The organism is Brumimicrobium aurantiacum, from assembly GCF_003402975.1.
Classification (GTDB): Bacteria; Bacteroidota; Bacteroidia; order Flavobacteriales_D; family Crocinitomicaceae; genus Brumimicrobium; species Brumimicrobium aurantiacum.
On sequence record NZ_QURB01000009.1, the window covers coordinates 1 to 18,544 of the forward strand.

Genomic DNA, 18,544 nt, shown 5'->3' on the forward strand with positions numbered 1-18,544 from the left:
AAGTTAAGACTGCTTGCGCTGATGGTACTGCCCTTTTAAGGGTGGGAGAGTAAGTCGACGCCACTTTTTAAAAACCTCATACATTCATTTGTGTGAGGTTTTTTGTTTTATATACTTTTTTTATTTGTGCTGATGATACTGTCCGTCAGCCGACGGATGGGCTTGTATTCCAATAGTGATCGGAACGACTTCACTTTTAACTCATACATTTATTTGTGTGAGGTTTTTGTTTTATATCACTTTTTTATTTGTGCTGATGGTACTTTATGTCAGCCGACGGATGGGGTGGGAACGCGATAGAAATCGGAACGACTTCACTTTTAACTCATACATTCATTTGTGTGAGGTTTCTCAGTTTTGTTTATATATACTTATTGCTATAATTATTTTCTATACCATAAACTTCTTATTTGTGCTTTATTGATACTAGAATTACAATGTTCTTAAAATTAACCCTGGGGTATTCCACCCTGGCGCAGACCTATAGCTTTATGCTGCTATTTTATAATTAGAATATGTGTTTGAGATAGCGACCTTGTGAAGCTCACTCAAGAAATAATTTCTATATAAAAGAGCAAGTAAACTAAAGGATGTAGACGGATTAGGTGGCCAAAAACTAATTGTATTTTTACACGTAAATGATAATAAAATCAATTTGTAAATGTAAAGTTTTAATATGATTAAATTGAGAGACAAATATTCATTCATCCATCTCTCAATCAATTTAGGTTATATAAGGTGTTTTTTTATCTACTTTATTTGCATGTCAAAAGTAGAGTAAATTCACATAACATTATATAGCCATTTTAGGGTATATTTTGATACGAAAATGAATTAGACTGAATATCGTTTAACAATTTCGATTAATTCAGAAACTTTATTTATCTCTAATTTCTTATATATATTTTTTATATGTGAGTTGACAGTATGTTGAGAAATGAATATTTCAGCACTAATTTCTTTCCTTGACAGTCCGTCAGAAAGTAGTTTAGCTATTTTCTTTTCTTGTTTGGTTAGGTGTTTATAGCTTTTTGTATCCGTCTTGTATATTTGATTTTCTAAACTATCTTTGGCTACTGTAATGGCATATTTATCCTTTCCCTTTTTATTTTTGAATAAAGTTCGAGTAGATCCATTAACGATACGCCATTCTTTGTTTTGAAAAGAAAGCTTGTAAGTTAAGTTTAAATATTTTTCCTTTTGATTTTTAAAAAAAGATACTGATTCTAATAATGTTGCATAAGTAGAGGTATGCATTGTTTTTAAATAATAGATATGATCGAGACTTGACAATTTATTGTTTTTAAATCCATAAAATTCCTTCATGAGATTGTTGATATAAATTGGTCGATATAATTGTACATCATGGATTGTAATATAGTATTTAGATGAATTAAGACAATCGAAGAAATTTTCTGTGTTAATATTATCAATGTTGAGTATTCCTTTTTGATCTAAATCACTTATTATTCGTTCTATTTCCTTTTGTAATTCTAAAAATATCATTTGCAAATATTGTAGTTACTTATAAAGATACTTAATAATATCTTTTTGTGTAATAATTGCATTTAAAATATATGGTTAATCGTTACTTCATTTTATTCAATAGAATTTTTATCGTTATTAACTTGTTGGTTAATAGCTGATAATTTATTATTTTTAGTTTGACTTAATTACTTAATAAACTATAATTTGATTAAAAGTTCAATATTTTCCTCCTTAATTTCTCTAATTTGTGGGATATTGGCGGCATCATATTTTGATGTTCATTGGATTTTTATTTTTACTAGTTGGGCAACAGCTTTAGTTGCTTTTATTTTTCTATCACAATTTGGTAGACAAGTTTATTTCTTTAGAAGATGGATTAATCTGAATATTGTAGTTTTACTTTTCTTGTCAGGATTTTTAGGTTATCAATTAAATTCACCTTTTACTTATAAATATAATTTTAACGATATTGCCATTGAAAATGATTATTTCATTGGTGAGATTACAGAGTACCAGGAAGGAAAAAAAGCTTTTGATAAAGTAATTATTAATGTTCAACAGATCGTCAAACCACATTCTAACTTATATGCCCAAGGTGAATTGCTATGTTACATCAACTCTGATTCTATTTCGATTTCAGAAGGACATGTGATATTATTTCAACCCGTTATAACACCAATTAAAAATAAAGGTAATCCTGGAGAGTTTGATGCTGAAAAATATTGGAATGTAAAAGGTATTAATTCAATGGCATTCTTAGATGGAACAACAATTCAGATTTTAGACTATAATTATACATTTTCAAATTTTTGGTCTGCCTCTCGTCAATATTTTGTGAATGTTATCCAAACATATGTTTCAAAGGAAAATCAAGGTTTGGTAATAGCGTTAACTCTAGGTGATAAATCTAAATTATCTATTGAAAAACGAAATCAGTTTGCCAATGCTGGAGCAATGCATGTTCTAGCTGTTTCCGGGATGCATGTTGGTATTTTATTGGCTTTTCTACAATGGATTTTTTTCTTGATTAAGCCTTTAAGAAAACGAAGTCTATATTTATATTTTGCTTTGATTTTTATTTGGGCTTTTGCCTTTTTGACCGGAATGTCAGCGTCAGTTTCAAGGGCTGTTACAATGTTTAGTATTCTAGCAATTGGACAATTGATGGGGTATAAGTTTTTTAATTTGCATGCTATTTTTGCTTCAGCATTTTTTCTTTTGATTTTTAACCCTCATTTTCTCTTTGATATTGGTTTTCAACTATCATATCTAGCGGTTTTAGGAATTGCCTTCTTTTATAAACCAATATATAAAGTATTCAACTTTCGATATAAGGTTTTCAATTATTTTTGGCAAGGTACTGTTATTGGAATAGCAGCACAAATAGGAACTTTACCACTTACACTTTATTATTTTAATCAATTTCCGAATTATTTTTTCTTAACCAATATAGGATTACTTGTATTGGCTTCAGTTTCTTTAATTAGTGTTGTTGTATTTCTTTTATTACATTGGGTTCCTGTTGTAGTAGATTGGTTAGCATTTGTAGTTGATTTTATTTTCGATGTATTGTCTGGATTTATCAAATTCATTAATACTTTACCTGGTGAAGTAAGTATTGGTTTTACTCCTCATTACTTTCATGTATTATTACTTTACTTATTTACGGTTTTAACTTTTTACTTCTGGAATAAATCAAAGGAATTATACTTTAGATTTAGTTTAATTGGATTATTTATCATCGCCCTATTCTTGATTTTTGATCGTGAAATGAATAAGTCAAAAAGGGAGTTAGTTGTTTTTAATCACTACAATAAATCTGTTGTAATTAAGGAGAATCGACAGATGTTTTTGCTCTACGATGCTACAAAGCCTCAAAGTGAAAGCTCAATCAATTTCTTGATTAGTGGTTATCAAAATTCAGTGGGTGTTAATTGTAAGAAGATTCCAATAAGAAAAGGAGACGTTTTTGATTTAGAAAACAATATTATGGTAGAAAGTCAAGCGGATGGTTGGAATATTAGGTATTATGATAAAAAAATATTTCTTACCAATACGGAGACTTTAAAGGATTCAACAGAACAACTTTTAATTGTAGATGGTCCGTGGAATTATGCTTTTAATTTTAAAAATGCAGATTATTCAGTAAATGACAAAGCCCTTAATTTAAATCCTTGACTTTAATAAGCTCTAAGTACGGACTAAATTCGAATGTTGTAGTTGTTTCTTTAGAATTTTCAAGGTCGTACCTCCAATTAATAGCCAATTCATAGCCAATCACCTTATCATTTCTTTCCAATGCAAGTAAATTAACGATGCTTTCAATGATGACTTCTTTATTAAGCTCCTTGTAATATTCTAAAACTATTTTTCGACTCACATTTCTAAAATCGACCGTTCCAGATTTTTTAACCAAACTCATTAAGTGGAAAGTATGATCCATAAAGGGTTGTAACTGGTCAGTTCCTATTAATTCTGCTTCACGGGCTTTGAAAAAGTTTAAGAATTCTAATTCCTCATCAGATAAGTAATAGTTTTTAGTGGTTTCAAAATGTTGATTAAACTGATAATCGTAAAAAAGTGATTTATATTTTTTAAGAACATTAAATTGATAGAAAGGAGAAATCATCGATATACTGTCTTTGTAATTAAAAACAAAGAAGTCATGATGAACGGTAATAGAATCTGTTTTTTCTAATTGGTAAATATGTTCAATCTCATATTTAACTTCATCAATTTCTTTCAATGCTTCTGCTCGATATCTAGGAATTAAATCTTCAACACCTGATTCATTCAAGCCTCTTAGATCATCATTCTCAAGATATTTTTGTTTTATTGTATAGAGAGAATCTAAGCTTAAAAATGCATCAGGTTTAAAAACCTTCATTTTACCAAAAGCCAAGGATTGGTATTTTTCCTCAGAATGTTTTTTCTTTAAAGAGTCTTCGATCGCCTCATGAAAACCTAAGGTTTGTTCCTGGATTGTGTTAACTGGTGTATTTACCAAACTTCCACAACTAGAAATTATGAACGTTATAATAAGTATTGTCGAGACATGTTTATACATGATCAAAAGTTGTTAAATGTTACATAAAGTTACTAAAACCTTTAATCAATTAAAAGAAAAACTGAAGATGCTACTTTTATGAGTTTACCATTACTGGCATCACTAACATTAATATGTCTTCATTTTCATTTTCTTGAGTAGCTGGTACGATTAATCCTGCTCTATTTGGTTGACTCATCATTAATTTGATTTCATCAGAAGAAATATTACTTAACATTTCAATAATAAAGCGTGAATTAAATCCGATTTCAATATCAGCACCATCATAGTTACATGTAAGTCTTTCTTTAGCTTCGTTTGAAAAATCGATGTCCTCAGCAGAAATAGCCAATTCAGAACCAGAAATTTTTAATTGAACTTGATGTGTCGTTTTATTTGCAAAAATCGAAACACGTTTAATAGATCTTAGTAAAGATTCACGATCTACTGTTAAAACATTAGGGTTTTCCTGAGGAATAACAGCTTCATAATTTGGGTATTTACCATCAATTAAACGACATGTTAATTCAATGTCTTTAAATGTAAATACAGCATTTGAATCATTGAATTCGATTTTAACCTCAGTGTCAGATTGACTACCCAGGTTGTTTTTAAGCATGTTTAATGCTTTTTTAGGAAGAATAAATGAAGAATTTCCCGAAGCTTTAGAATCAGTACGACTGTATCTAACTAATTTGTGGGCGTCTGTTGCAACAAAAGTCATGTCTTCAGTTGTAAATTGACAAAAGACACCACTCATTACTGGTCTTAAATCATCTGTTCCTGTCGCAAAGATTGTTTTGTTAATAGCATCAGCTAAAACTTCTCCATTAACAGTTGTACTGTCTGTGTTTTCAATTTCACGAACCTTTGGGAAGTCATCTCCGTTATATCCAACCATTTTCGACTTACCATTTGTATAGGTAATTTCGATTCCAAAATTGTCTTCATTGATAGTGAAAGTCAAAGGTTGGTCTGGTAAATTTTTAAGAACATCCAAAAGTAATTTTGCTGGAATACAAACTTTTCCTGACTCATTTGCATCAACTTCAAACGAAGTCTTCATTGTCGTTTCGATATCTGAAGCAGAAACCCTTAACGTTTTATCATTTATTTCGAATAAAAAGTTATCCAAAATAGGCAAAGTATTACTTGTTGTTAAAACGCCACTGATGGTTTGAAGGTGTTTTAATAAGCTAGAGCTTGAAACTACAAAATTCATTTTTTCTTTCTTAAAATTTATTTAGACAAATATAGTTTTTTCGACTTGATTTAAAAGTATAAAAATAGATAATTCTATTCCTTGTAATACTCTTATTCATTTGCGAAAATCATTTTTCCTCGAATTAGAGGTCCTACTGTATAATATTGCATTCTAACCAATTCTCCATCTGCTTTTACAGCCCACAGAAAATCTTCATCATAGGCCAAAGTATCTTGACCTTCATAACTTGGGTCAAACCTACGGTATAAATCTAATTTATAAGATGATTTTTTAGCGTCGATCAATAATTCATAGTCTGGTTTTGAAGTTTTGATACTATCAATTTCCTTTACAGATAATGTATAATTCGGTTGATTGAAGTTAATATTTTCAAAACCATTTAAATAAAATATCAAATTATCTTTATTGATATTGTGTACTGGTCTACCATTTGAAGTTACTTGAATGTTATCAGGGTTTTTAGCATTTACTTTAAAACTACTTTGAGGATTAACCCTGTCAATAAGTTCAACTGTATTGAGTTCCGACCTTTTATAAGAAAACAAATCTAGACATTGGAATCTTCTAGGGTCTGAAAAGAAGCGTGGCTCTAATATTCCGTAAAAACCTTTCATTCCCATAATGACAGGGTTGTCACTTTTTAAATCTGGAGTTTCCAATAACATGTGAGTTCCCATATGGTCTTGAGTAGAGTGACCTACATACCAAGTTTTAGCCCAATCTCCATCTTGAAATATACGCACAGTTTTATGGTTGGCCATTAAGACCTTTTTCATGTTTTTCATTGCAGATTTTGGTACATATCCCTTCAAAGTGATTTTATACATTGTTTCCAACATCATCTGGATAATATTCTGTTGAACACATTCACCATTTGGACCTTTCCAAACTCCATTTTCATCTCTTTCAACAACATATTCCTGGTCGGTGTAAGAGTCGTAAATTTCAATTTTATCAACGCTAGCTGTATCTTCTACCGCAAAAGCGATTAAGCTAGTGTCAGTAATTTTAGAACTTTTTTTAAAGTTCATGGCCATGTAAGACAATCCTGCAATTAAGCCTAATCCTATTAATATTATTATTAGTTTCTTCATCAATTTTATTTTTTAACGTACTTATATTTACGAATTACAAAGACTACAATTGCAAGTACGAAAATATACAACAGAGGGATGGCGATATTTATGAATTTATAAAATCCGCCTTCCTTTTCAATTTTTAATTTATCTGTAGGGTGTAAGTCAATCGTACGACTTCTAATTGCTAATAATGTACTTTCTCCTAACATATAATCAATACAGTTTTCAAAAAACTCAAAGTTACCAAAGGCTCTTCCTGCGAAAAGTTCATCAATTTCATTTCCTCTAGGAAGTCTTGGTATATAACGGTATCTGTTTTCTTCAGGTACGGCAACAGAATCATAATATGTATTCTTGAAAAATGTTCCGTTTCCGATGACCATTAACTTTCCAGGTTTAGTTGATTCATTTAAAATTTTAGCATCAGGGTTATCTGCGTATGTTGAAACAATTCTATTTTTAAATGCGGATTCAAATTCACCTTCCATAATTCCTCCTAGCATCAATCGATTTTGTTCATTATTTGGATCGTCTTGGAAAACTGGATTTTCTCCAAATTGATTTTCCATTGCAATAGACAATAGGGGAGCATTTCCAAAGGATTTAGAGTTTGATGAACTTGCCAAGATCACTGAAGGTCTAACTTTATTGTTGGTTTCAACAAACTGCATGCTTGAAGCATATGGCAGTTTTACAGGGTTGACCATGCTTGATATTGGATGATCTGTTCCACTTGCACGTACGTAGAAATACCAGTTTACGAAACCTTTCGGAATTCCAGGCATGGCAAAAGCATCGTAGTTTTCATCAACAACAAGGTCTTCATTCAGTTTTATTCCATAATCGAAAAGTAACTTATTTAATCCTGTTCTTTTTCTAACACTATGCGTTTTACCTGTTCTTCGAATTGTATCATTGTTGATTTCAAGTGGATTATTAAAAACCATTAAATTACCTCCTTGCATAAGGTATTGGTCTAATATAAACTTATCTTTTCCACTGAATTTTTCTTTTGGATCTGCGATTATAACTCCATCATATTCGTCTAAAGCATTTAAAGCACCGTTGATTTTAACATCTTCAATAATGTAGGAATCTTCAATGTTTCGTCTGGCACCTTGTGTAAAAGGAATACCTAATTCTCCATGTCCATGTAGAAAAGCCAATTTCTTTTTTTCTTGACGTGTTGCTTTGGCCAATACACGCATAAATTTGTACTCTAAATTATTGATGCCTTTTTGAACCAAACTATTCAATCGTTGATCTAATCTGTACTGACCTCCTTCAAGAAAACGAATGTGATCAACTGTGGTACCTCTATATTCCACAACAGCTCCTGGAAAAACTTCAACTATATTAGAAGAACCTTGACTCCTGTATGTGATATCCATTGGACGGATTCCTTGACCTTTATTAAACAGCTGTTCTTTTAATGCTTCCTGGTCAACAACAGAGCCTTTGTTTGGATTGATAAATTCATATTGAATTTTGTTTCCAGCATAATACTTAAATTCATCTAATTTATCTCTCACTGCTGTTTGTAATCTCTTAATTTCAGCTGGAAACTCACCTTCTAGGTATATTTTAAATAATATTTTATCGGTTAAGATAGTATCTGAACTTAAGAAATCAATGCTTGAGTCTGTTAGTGAATAACGTTGATCACTTGTGAAATCTGCACGGAAATCTACAAATGAAACGATGATATTAACTAAAATCAAAACAGCTAATGCAATAGCAGTAATGATTCCGTAATAGGCTTTGTTTGATGCTTTTTTTAATTTTATTTTAGCCATAATTATTTACGTATTGCAGTTAAAATATTGTGTGAAGCAAACAAAAAGAAAACGATGATACTAAAGAAATAAACTAAATCGCTTAAAATCAATACTCCTTTTTTAATAGAATCGTAATGGTAGTCTAAACTTGCATATCGAATAATACTGTCAAATCCAGCAAAGGTGGCATAAGATCCTAAAAGCGATAAGCCACTAAAAATAAACCAACACAAAAACATTGCGAAAATAAATGCAACAATTTGGTTACTGGTAATTGAACTAGCAAATATTCCTATAGAAACAAAGGATGCTCCGAGTAATATGAGTCCAATAAACGAGGTGATTGCTGCTCCATGGTCCATAACTCCCACAGGATCTCCCAAATAATGCATAGAAATATAGAAGGTTAAGGTTGGAATTAATGAAATAATCACCAAAGTAACGCCTGCCAAGTATTTCGCCATTAAAATTGAAAAGTCTGAAATTGGTCGTGTGTATAAAAGCTCTATGGTTCCTGTTTTTCTTTCGTCAGCAAAAGAACGCATTGTAATTGCGGGGATTAAAACAAGTAAAATTAATGGTGCTAAATTGTAAAAAGGAATTAAGTCGGCAACACCACCATTCAGTAAATTGTAATCATCATCAATAATCCATAAGAAAAGCCAGCAGCTAATAATGAAAATGAAGATAAAAACATAGCCGATAATCGAGCTCAAAAAACTTCGTATTTCTTTTAGGTAAAGTACTCTCATTTTATTGAAATTTTTTCAAAAATAACGCTTCTCTTGTTCGTTTTATTTTTGAACTGTTAAAGTTTATCAAAATTAAACTGTTAATTGAAGGCCTTTATGCTTAATCGTTCTTAAGCGAAAATCCGTCGAAGTAGGTTTCTGTCGACCAAGCTTCAGCTTTTTTATCGAACCACGATTTTACTGTAGGCCATATAGAAGCAAATAATTCAGATTTTCTATAATTTTCTAGATCATCATCAGTTTCCCATTCACTATAGGTAAATATAACACCAATGTTATTTTTGTCCTGTATTAATCGCATTCCTTTACAGCCTGGAAACGCATTGATTTTTTCTTTTACAGTGTCAAAATGTGCAATGAAATCATTTAAGTGCTCTGGCTTAAGTGTTAATTTTACTAATCTGGTCATAATATTTTTTTAGAAAAGTGAATCAATTGTTGAACGAGATCCTCTAGGTGTGAATTCAATACGAATTATATCTCCCAATCGCATTCCAAAAAGGGAGTTGGCACCACCACCATTTTCAGGTGTACCTTTGTTAATAGCAATTTCTAAATAACCACTATCATTAAAAATAGCCAGTTTTTCACCCGCTGGTACTTCGTTATACCCTAGAGAGATAGTATCAATGAAATATTCTTTTTGTCTAAAATAAATGGTAAATGGTATGTTTTTACCTATCCTTTCGAAATCAGTTTTAGATATATTCGTTATGATATTTCCGTAATGATCGATGTAATTAACAGCTCCTTTTAACGTATTTTCTTCAATAATAGGACTAAGAGGAATGGCTTTTTTAATACTTTCAATAGGACTACAAAAAGTTTCGAGAGGCAAACCATCGGCTATTTTGCATGCTGCAGGAACCAATATATTCTTGGTTGGGAAATTCATTAGTTCCGGACGAGATAAAACATCTTCCAATCTCCACATTCCTTCTGCCTTATTATTCCCTAAAAATAAACTGAAAAATCCGTTATCAGCACTTAAGATATATTGACCTTTGTATTTAATGATTGTAGGATATATGCTTTCTTCTGGTTGACGGAAATTAATTAAAGGTTCTGCGTCAACACCTACAATGTGAACAGTGTTTTCAGGGAAATCATTGATGGTGCTTTTTAATACATGTGCAGCTTGACTTATTTTAAATGGACTGATGTAATGCGAAATGTCAATGATTTGAGTTTTCGGTGACAGACTTAGTATCTTACCTTTGATTGAAGCTACATAATAGTCGCTCAATCCCATATCTGATGTAAGTGTAATTATGCCCATTTTAAAACCAACTGAATGTTTCTTAAAAATTGATTTGATGCAAATATTACATCAATTCCCTTCATTTTTTTTACGATTTAAAATCAAAATTAGTTTTAATTTTGAGAATAGGAATGAGTTTGACTTGTAAATTCAAAAGACTTCTATATTAATCAGTATTATTCTTCTTTTATGGGATTATTAAATTCCCTCCAAAAGTAGCTTGGTGAAGCAGTTTAGACCGATAAATGATCTTGTTTTTCAGTGGTTTGATCATGGTGTTGCTATTCTGTTTTAAGAAGGGATTAAGTTTGGATGTTTTTTTTATCGGTAAGGAGTGTTTTTGTTTTTAAACCTTAAAAATTCCATTAAATTTGGAGTCAGATTAAAAACCATAAGATATTGCAAGAACGTAAGATTGAAATTGAAGGTATTAATCCCTTGGAATTACTAGGAATTAATAATTCTAAACTTAAACTTATTCGAAACTACTTTCCCAAATTAAAGATTGTAGCGAGAGGAAACAGAATCACCGTTAATGGAGATGAGGCCATTGTAGATGCTTTTGAATCTAAATTGGATCAATTGATAACACATATTCAAAAATATGGAGGTTTGACGGAAAATAATATTGACAATGTCATGGTGGAAGATCCTGTTGAGATGTTGTCAGGTGATGGTTCCGAAATAATTATACATGGAGTTGGCGGAAATAAAATTAAAGCCAGAACATTTAATCAAAGAAAACTTGTAGAATCGATCAACCAAAAATCAATGGTTTTTGCAGTTGGACCTGCTGGGACAGGAAAAACATATACTGCTGTCGCTTGTGCTGTTCGAGCATTGAAAAATAAACAAGTCCGAAGAATTATCTTGACGAGACCAGCGGTGGAAGCAGGAGAAAATCTTGGGTTCTTACCTGGAGACTTGAAAGATAAACTGGATCCTTATATGATGCCGTTATATGATGCATTACGAGATATGATTCCACCTGAAAAATTACTTGATTTTATTGAGTTGGGAGTGATTGAAATTGCTCCGTTGGCTTTCATGAGAGGTAGAACTCTAGATAAAGCATTTGTAATTTTGGATGAAGCCCAAAATACTACGGTGAATCAGATGAAAATGTTTTTAACGAGAATGGGGGCAAATGCAAGTTACGTTATTGCTGGTGATGCCTCTCAAATTGATTTGCCGCCAAAACAAAAATCTGGTCTAATCTACGCGCTAGATTCATTAAGGAAAATAGATGATATAGATGTTGTTCGCTTGAATGGGAATGATGTTATTCGACATAAATTAGTAAAACAAATTATCGAAGCTTTCGAAGAAAAACAAAATGATGAAAAGTCTAACAAAAACTGATTTTAATTTCCCAGGACAAAAAGATGTTTACAAGGGAAAAGTAAGAGATGTCTACTTTATAGAAGACGATTATCTTTTAATGGTGGCGTCTGATAGAATTTCCGCGTTCGACCATATATTACCAGCAGGTATTCCATTTAAAGGTCAAGTACTAAACCAAGTGGCAACACACTTCTTGAAAGCGACTGAGGATATTGTTCCTAATTGGTTGTTGGAAGTTCCGGATCCAAATGTAGCCTATGGTTATAAATGTGATCCAATTCGTATAGAAATGGTGATTCGTGGATATTTAACAGGTCATGCTTGGCGTGAATATAAGTCAGGAAAAAGAACTTTGTGTGGTGTTGAAATGCCAGATGGAATGAATGAAAATGATCAATTCCCTGAGCCAATTATTACGCCATCAACTAAAGCTGTTGAAGGTCATGATGAAGATATTTCTCGTGAAGAGATATTAAAGCAAGGAATTGTTTCAGAAGAGATTTATGTTCAGCTTGAAAAGTATACTCGTCAATTATTTCAAAGAGGTACAGAGATGGCTGCTGATCAAGGACTGATTTTGGTAGATACCAAATATGAATTCGGAATGAAAGACGGAGAAATCATGTTGATGGATGAAATTCATACACCTGACTCATCGCGTTATTTTTATGCGGAAGGTTATGAGGAGAGACAAAAAGAAAAGAAACAACAACGTCAATTAAGTAAAGAGTTTGTTCGTCAATGGTTAATTGAAAATGACTTTCAAGGATTAGAAGGTCAAAAGATGCCAGAGATTCCAGAAGATTTTATTCAACTTGTTACTGAACGATATATTGAGTTATTTGAAAAAATTACAGGAACTCAATTTCAAAAAGCTGATATCGAAGATATAGAAAACCGTATTCAAAAGAACACTGAATCGATTTTTAGTAAGTAGTACTAATTTTTTTAGCGTTAATATTTAATCACCTTTCTAACAAATAGAAAGGTGATTTTTTTTGGAATTAATAATGTTTGATAAGGAGTGAATATCATTTTTTACTATTAGTCGTTAAAAAATAAAAATTACTTAGGTGTCGATTGATGGGATTGTTATCTTTGCAGCATGCAAGACACAATTTTAATTCTGGATTTCGGTTCTCAATATACGCAGCTTATTGCGAGAAGAGTGAGAGAACTAAACGTATACAGTGAGATTCATCCTTGGGATAAATGTCCTGAAATTACAAACAACATCAAAGGTGTAATTCTATCAGGAAGCCCTTTTTCTGTTAGAGATGAAAAGTCACCAAAGATTGATTTATCAAAAATTAAAGGAAAGGTACCGCTTTTAGGTGTATGTTTTGGAGCGCAATTTATGGCTCATAATTTTGGTGGAGAAGTGGCTGCTTCTAATACACGAGAATATGGTCGAGCAAATATTGTGTCATTCGACAAAGAGAGTGATTTGTTGAAAGGGATAAGTGAACAATCACAGGTTTGGATGTCGCACGGAGATTCAATTAAAACTTTGCCATCAGATTTTGATGTTATTGCAAGTACTAGTGATGTAAAGAATGCAGCATACGCTGTTCAAGGAGAAACAACTTATGGAATTCAATTCCATCCTGAGGTTTATCATTCAACTGATGGAGCAACCATGATTTTTAATTTCGTGGTAAATATCTCTGGTTGTGCTCAAGATTGGACACCAGATGCTTTTGTAGATTCTACAGTGGCAGAATTGAAAGAACAATTAGGAGATGATCGTGTTATTCTAGGATTGTCAGGAGGTGTTGATTCATCAGTTGCTGCGACTTTATTACATGAGGCAATTGGTTCAAACCTTCACTGTATTTTTGTGAATAATGGATTGTTACGTAAAAATGAATTCTCTGAGGTTTTAGAGAGTTACAAAGGAATGGGATTGAACGTTAAAGGTGTAGATGCATCAGAAAAGTTTTATTCAGCATTGAAAGGATTGACAGACCCAGAAGATAAAAGAAAAGCAATCGGTAAGGTTTTTGTTGATGTTTTTGACGAAGAATCGAAATTGGTTGAAAATGCAAAATGGTTGGGGCAAGGAACAATATATCCGGACGTTATAGAATCTGTTAGTGTGACAGGAGGTCCTTCTCAAACAATTAAGTCACACCATAATGTTGGTGGTCTTCCAGATTATATGAAATTAAAAGTTGTCGAACCTTTAAAGTCTTTATTTAAAGATGAAGTAAGACGTGTAGGTAAGTCATTGGGAATTTCTCCTACTATATTAGGAAGACATCCTTTCCCTGGACCTGGTTTAGGAATTAGAATATTAGGAGAGGTTACTCCAGATAAAGTCGAGATTCTTCAAGAAGTAGATGCTGTATTTATAGGTGAATTGAAAGCTGCCGGTTTATATGATGATGTTTGGCAAGCTGGAGCAATATTCTTACCAGTAAACACTGTTGGGGTTATGGGAGATGAAAGAACCTACGAAAATGCAGTTGCCTTAAGAGCGGTGACTTCAACAGATGGAATGACAGCTGATTGGTGTCATCTTCCATATGAAGTCTTAGGTAAGATATCGAATAAAATTATTAATCAGGTCAAAGGAATTAACCGTGTAACTTACGATATTAGTTCTAAACCACCTGCAACAATTGAATGGGAGTAATGAGGATTTTTATAGCTTTAATTATATTTTTAGGAAGTTTTGGTTCTGTTTTTTCGCAAGAACTAAAGAAAGAAACGAGAGACGGTAAACTTTTTGTCGTTCATGCTGTGGAAGCAGGTAATACCTTATATGGTTTACATGTAAAATACGCTGTAAGCATTGAGGATATAATTAAAGAAAATCCAACTGCAAAAGATGGTCTTCAAATAGGTCAAATTCTATATATTCCAACGAATGAGGATGCTGTGAAAAGTAATCCCGTGGATGAATTTGTAGTTCATGTAGTGAAAAGAAAGGAAACTTTATATGGTATTTCACGTGAATATGGTGTGACAGTTGCAGATATTATCGAATATAATCCTGATGCTGAACAAGGACTTGATATTAAGCAAGAATTAAAAATACCTGTTGTTTCGAATAAACAAGAAAATCAAAAACTTGTTGATCAATCAAATCAAGCAGAAACGAGTAAAGAGGAGATCTCTAAGGACGAAAATGAATTTAAAGCGCATAACCCTTTTAAAAATGATTCTGTAACGGTTGTTGATTACAAAGTTGATTTTAAGGATAGTATCGTTAATTACGAGGTTCAAAAAGGTGAAACACTTTATTCAATCTCACGTCGTTTTATGGTGCCTGTTGAAACACTTGTTGAACAGAATAATCTGGAGGGAAGTGCTATCAAGCCAGGACAAATGTTAAAAATTCGTCTTAAAAAGGAGAGAATAGAGGAGGTTGAAGTACGTGAACTAGCTGAGTCCAATATTTCTAAACGCTCAAATGATAAACTTGTAAAAGTCAAAGATAAATACAAGGTCTTGGTTGTTTTACCTATGAAAATAAATGAAAACTCAGAAGTTCTTTCGGGTGTTTATACTGAAAAGACGACTTTAAGTAGTTTGACAAAATTATCTGTTGACTTTTTAATGGGAGCACAAATGGCTTTGGATTCACTTGAGAAGTTAGGCTTAAATGCTGATGTTGAGTTTTATGATTCAGAAGGACGATTAAATAAACTTAAGGAGAAGTTAGACTCCAAAAATGGCAATAACATTGATTTAGTTATCGGTCCTTTGTATCCAAATCTTTTTGAATACGCAGCAGATTGGGGGAAAACTAACCAGGTTCCTGTAATTGCTGTAACAAAAATACCAACACAAATATTAGAGCAAAATCCATATGTCTTTTCTATGGTACCTTCGGACCTTACTTTGATGAGTGGAATGGCAAGATATTTAGCAAAACACCATTCGAGTGATAATATAGTACTGATTAAAGGTGAGAATGCTCAAGTTAACGAGCGTGTTAGTTATTTTGTTGATGTTTATAATCGAAATATAGTAGGAGATAGTGCTAGATCAATTCGTTTAACGGATCTTGGAACAGCTTCAGGAAGAAGTTTAATGAATGCAATTCAACCCGATGAACGCAATTTTATTATTTGTTTATCTGAAGAGGTACAACAGGTGATGAAGTTCGTAAATACATTAAACGAAGCGAAAAACTATAGTCCGACTTATGGTAAAGCTGATGTAACTATGGTTGGTTTACAATCTTGGTTAGATATTTCAGCCTTAAATAGTTATTACAAAAATCGTTTTGAGTTTCACTATGCTGGAACCAACCATCTAGATTATGAAGACATTAATGTCAAGAATTTCATTATAGATTTCCGTGCTGAATACGGTTCAGACCCATCAAAGTATGCTTTTCATGGCTTTGATGTTGTTCTTTCTCAATGTGCTTCACTGTTGTTGGGATATGATAGAGATAATGGACTAATGGATTACTTTAGTGTCTCTCCTTTAGGTATGAATCACGGAAGGGAAAATTCGAGTGTTTTTATTTCAAAACAAAAGGATTTTGAGATATTAATGTTAGGTATAATTTCAAACCATAATCAATTTAATGTTCAGCAAAGAGGAGGTAATTAAAAGATTTAAATCTGTTCAGGACTATATCTGTGAGCAATTAGAGTCACTCGATGGTAAGTCTAATTTCCATGAGGATATTTGGAATAGAGAAGAAGGAGGTGGCGGTAGAACCCGTGTTCTAACAGATGGAAATATTATAGAGAAAGGTGGTGTTAATTTTTCTGCAGTTCATGGACCTGTTTCTGAAGTAATGAAAAAGCAACTTGGTCTAGATGGAAATCAATTCTTAGCGACAGGTGTATCAATTGTAATTCATCCAAAGAATCCATTTCATCCAATAATGCACATGAATGTTAGGTATTTTGAAATGGATACAGGAGCATATTGGTTTGGAGGTGGAATTGATATGACACCACATTATATAGATTTGGAGAAAGCCAAAATGTTTCATCAAGACTTAAAATTAGTCTGTGATAAATATAATGTTGATTTTTATCCAAGATTTAAAAAATGGGCTGACGATTATTTCTTCATTCCTCACCGTAATGAAACACGCGGAGTAGGAGGAATCTTCTATGATCATTTAACAGAAAAGGATGGACTAAGTAAAGAAGAACTTCTTGATTACGCTATAAGCCTAGGAGAGTTGTTCCCTAAAGTGTATTCTGATCAAATTAACGCAGATCGTGAGCCAAGTTATAATCAAGCTAACGAAGAATGGAGAAATCTACGTAGAGGTCGTTATGTAGAGTTTAATCTGGTTAATGATCGCGGTACAAAATTCGGATTAAAAACTGGTGGTAGAATAGAATCTATATTAATGAGTTTGCCAAAGAATGCCTCTTGGTTTTATGACTTTAAGCCAGAAGAGGCCTCCAATGAGGAATTAACTTTAAAGTACTTAAAAAAAGATATAGACTGGCTAAAAGTTTAGTATTACAATCTTATTTTATTATGAAGGACCTAAGTGGTCCTTTTTTTTATGGTTTAAAATACGTTGAATTATTTAGCTTTGATTAAGAGGTATGCATTATTTGAAGTTTATTAAGAGACAGTTTTTTATAATAGTGTAGTAAATGAAATTCTAATTAAACTGATTTATTAGGATTCAATGATTGAAATTAATAAAAGTAATCATTTGTTTTCTTGATTTGTGTCCTAAGAGGCTATTAAGACAGTAGAGGTCTTATATGGTCTTGATGAAATGGCTAGTGTATATAAAAAAGCCGATATATATTTGAAGTTTACCTTCTCCTATATATCGGCTTAATAATATTATTAAAGTTCGTTGAGAACTATTTTATGGTCTAAAAGTTAATCCAATAGAACCACTCAAGAATCCAGTTGGATTGTCAGCTCTTACAGCCTCATGAGTGTCAAAAGTTCTAAATTGTTTAAAATGTGTAATAGAGCTAACATCTAGATTAATTGACCATCTAGAATTGAAGTGGTATTGTGGTGTTATACCAAATATCACGTGTCCAATATTGTCAGCATTATTTAAAAGTTTTCCGTCCAATTCACCTCCATTATTTTCAACTTGTTTTCTAAATGAAGGGTTAATCAATGCAGATAAACCTGATCCAGCATGAACGTTTAAAGCAAAGTTACGCGCTCTTTTATGGTGAATTAACTGTAATAATCTAACCATAACCTCACCAGATACTCCAACTGTTAATGATTGGTCAATATTACCGTTAGAATATTGAGCTCTAAATTGATTTGCATCAACTCTACCTTTAAGGGCAATCTTATCATTAAAGAAATATCCTATTCCAGCGTTAACAGAACCTCCTAATTTCATATCTGTGTTTGCCGAAGTAGTACCAAGAATCCTTGCACCTCCATTAGCATCCAAGAACCATCCTGTTTTATACCATCTGATTTTTAATTTACCTATTGAGCTACCAGATCTATATTGAGCACTAGCAGTCACAGTTATTAAGGTAATTAATATAAGTGTAAAGATTTTCTTCATGGTCTTTTCGATTTTGTAATTTAAATGTAATTAATTATTATGTAAAAGTATATATTAATATCCGTATTCCAAACGAATTAG

At 32.2% G+C, this 18,544-nt stretch carries 15 protein-coding genes; 6 read left to right on the forward strand and 9 right to left on the reverse strand.

Translation table 11 applies throughout. From position 1 onward, the window contains the following. Positions 1–834 precede the first annotated feature (834 nt). Positions 835–1,506, reverse strand: a complete 672-nt coding sequence (locus DXU93_RS12860; protein WP_116881708.1) for a response regulator transcription factor — start codon at positions 1,504–1,506, stop codon at positions 835–837. Between the two features lie 237 nt (positions 1,507–1,743). Here DXU93_RS12860 and DXU93_RS12865 point away from each other — a divergent pair, with 237 nt between their 5' ends. Further along, entirely contained in the window at positions 1,744–3,666 is a 1,923-nt protein-coding gene (locus tag DXU93_RS12865) for a ComEC/Rec2 family competence protein (protein ID WP_123776136.1), read from the forward strand. On the opposite strand, the gene DXU93_RS12870 is transcribed toward DXU93_RS12865, so the two are convergent. The 7 genes from DXU93_RS12870 to DXU93_RS12900 all read right to left on the reverse strand — a co-directional run bounded on the left by DXU93_RS12870 (position 3,650) and on the right by DXU93_RS12900 (position 10,647). Then, a complete protein-coding gene (locus tag DXU93_RS12870; protein WP_116881710.1) occupies positions 3,650–4,555 on the reverse strand; it encodes a hypothetical protein in 906 nt (301 codons plus the stop codon). The genes DXU93_RS12865 and DXU93_RS12870 overlap by 17 nt on opposite strands. 76 nt (positions 4,556–4,631) lie before the next feature. Then, positions 4,632–5,756: a DNA polymerase III subunit beta gene (gene dnaN / locus DXU93_RS12875; protein WP_116881711.1), complete on the reverse strand. Its 1,125-nt coding sequence runs from the start codon at positions 5,754–5,756 to the stop codon at positions 4,632–4,634. Positions 5,757–5,848: 92 nt separating this feature from the next. Further along, on the reverse strand, positions 5,849–6,853 hold the full coding sequence (locus DXU93_RS12880; RefSeq protein ID WP_116881712.1) for a hypothetical protein: 1,005 nt from the start codon (positions 6,851–6,853) through the stop codon (positions 5,849–5,851). Positions 6,854–6,858: 5 nt separating this feature from the next. Then, complete coding sequence (locus DXU93_RS12885; RefSeq protein WP_116881713.1) at positions 6,859–8,634, reverse strand: GldG family protein; 1,776 nt, start codon at positions 8,632–8,634, stop codon at positions 6,859–6,861. A gap of 2 nt (positions 8,635–8,636) precedes the next feature. After that, positions 8,637–9,368 carry an ABC transporter permease subunit gene (locus DXU93_RS12890; protein WP_116881714.1) on the reverse strand — a complete coding sequence of 244 codons (732 nt, stop codon included), beginning with the start codon at positions 9,366–9,368 and terminating at the stop codon, positions 8,637–8,639. 100 nt (positions 9,369–9,468) lie between these two features. After that, entirely contained in the window at positions 9,469–9,777 is a 309-nt protein-coding gene (locus DXU93_RS12895) for a putative quinol monooxygenase (protein WP_240623461.1), read from the reverse strand. 9 nt (positions 9,778–9,786) lie between these two features. Continuing rightward, positions 9,787–10,647, reverse strand: coding sequence for an SAM hydrolase/SAM-dependent halogenase family protein (locus tag DXU93_RS12900; RefSeq protein WP_116881716.1), 861 nt, complete (start codon positions 10,645–10,647; stop codon positions 9,787–9,789). Positions 10,648–11,028: 381 nt separating this feature from the next. Between DXU93_RS12900 and DXU93_RS12905 the strand changes: the two genes are divergently transcribed. The 5 genes from DXU93_RS12905 (at position 11,029) to hemF (ending at position 17,419) form a co-directional block, all read left to right on the forward strand. Continuing rightward, the gene (locus tag DXU93_RS12905) at positions 11,029–11,991 is read left to right on the forward strand and encodes a PhoH family protein (RefSeq protein WP_116881717.1); all 963 of its coding nucleotides are present in this window, start codon (positions 11,029–11,031) and stop codon (positions 11,989–11,991) included. Then, entirely contained in the window at positions 11,966–12,910 is a 945-nt protein-coding gene (locus DXU93_RS12910) for a phosphoribosylaminoimidazolesuccinocarboxamide synthase (RefSeq protein WP_116881718.1), read from the forward strand. Before DXU93_RS12905 ends, DXU93_RS12910 begins: the two co-directional genes overlap by 26 nt. Positions 12,911–13,078: 168 nt before the next feature. Beyond that, entirely contained in the window at positions 13,079–14,611 is a 1,533-nt protein-coding gene (gene guaA, locus DXU93_RS12915; RefSeq protein ID WP_116881719.1) for a glutamine-hydrolyzing GMP synthase, read from the forward strand. Then, positions 14,611–16,545: an amino acid ABC transporter substrate-binding protein gene (locus DXU93_RS12920; protein ID WP_165851411.1), complete on the forward strand. Its 1,935-nt coding sequence runs from the start codon at positions 14,611–14,613 to the stop codon at positions 16,543–16,545. The genes guaA and DXU93_RS12920 overlap by 1 nt, the downstream gene beginning before the upstream one ends. Beyond that, positions 16,520–17,419, forward strand: coding sequence for an oxygen-dependent coproporphyrinogen oxidase (gene hemF / locus DXU93_RS12925; RefSeq protein WP_116881721.1), 900 nt, complete (start codon positions 16,520–16,522; stop codon positions 17,417–17,419). Before DXU93_RS12920 ends, hemF begins: the two co-directional genes overlap by 26 nt. Positions 17,420–17,785: 366 nt before the next feature. Here hemF and DXU93_RS12930 read toward each other — a convergent pair whose 3' ends face one another. Next, positions 17,786–18,463, reverse strand: coding sequence for a hypothetical protein (locus DXU93_RS12930; RefSeq protein WP_116881722.1), 678 nt, complete (start codon positions 18,461–18,463; stop codon positions 17,786–17,788). Between the last annotated feature and the right edge of the window lie 81 nt (positions 18,464–18,544).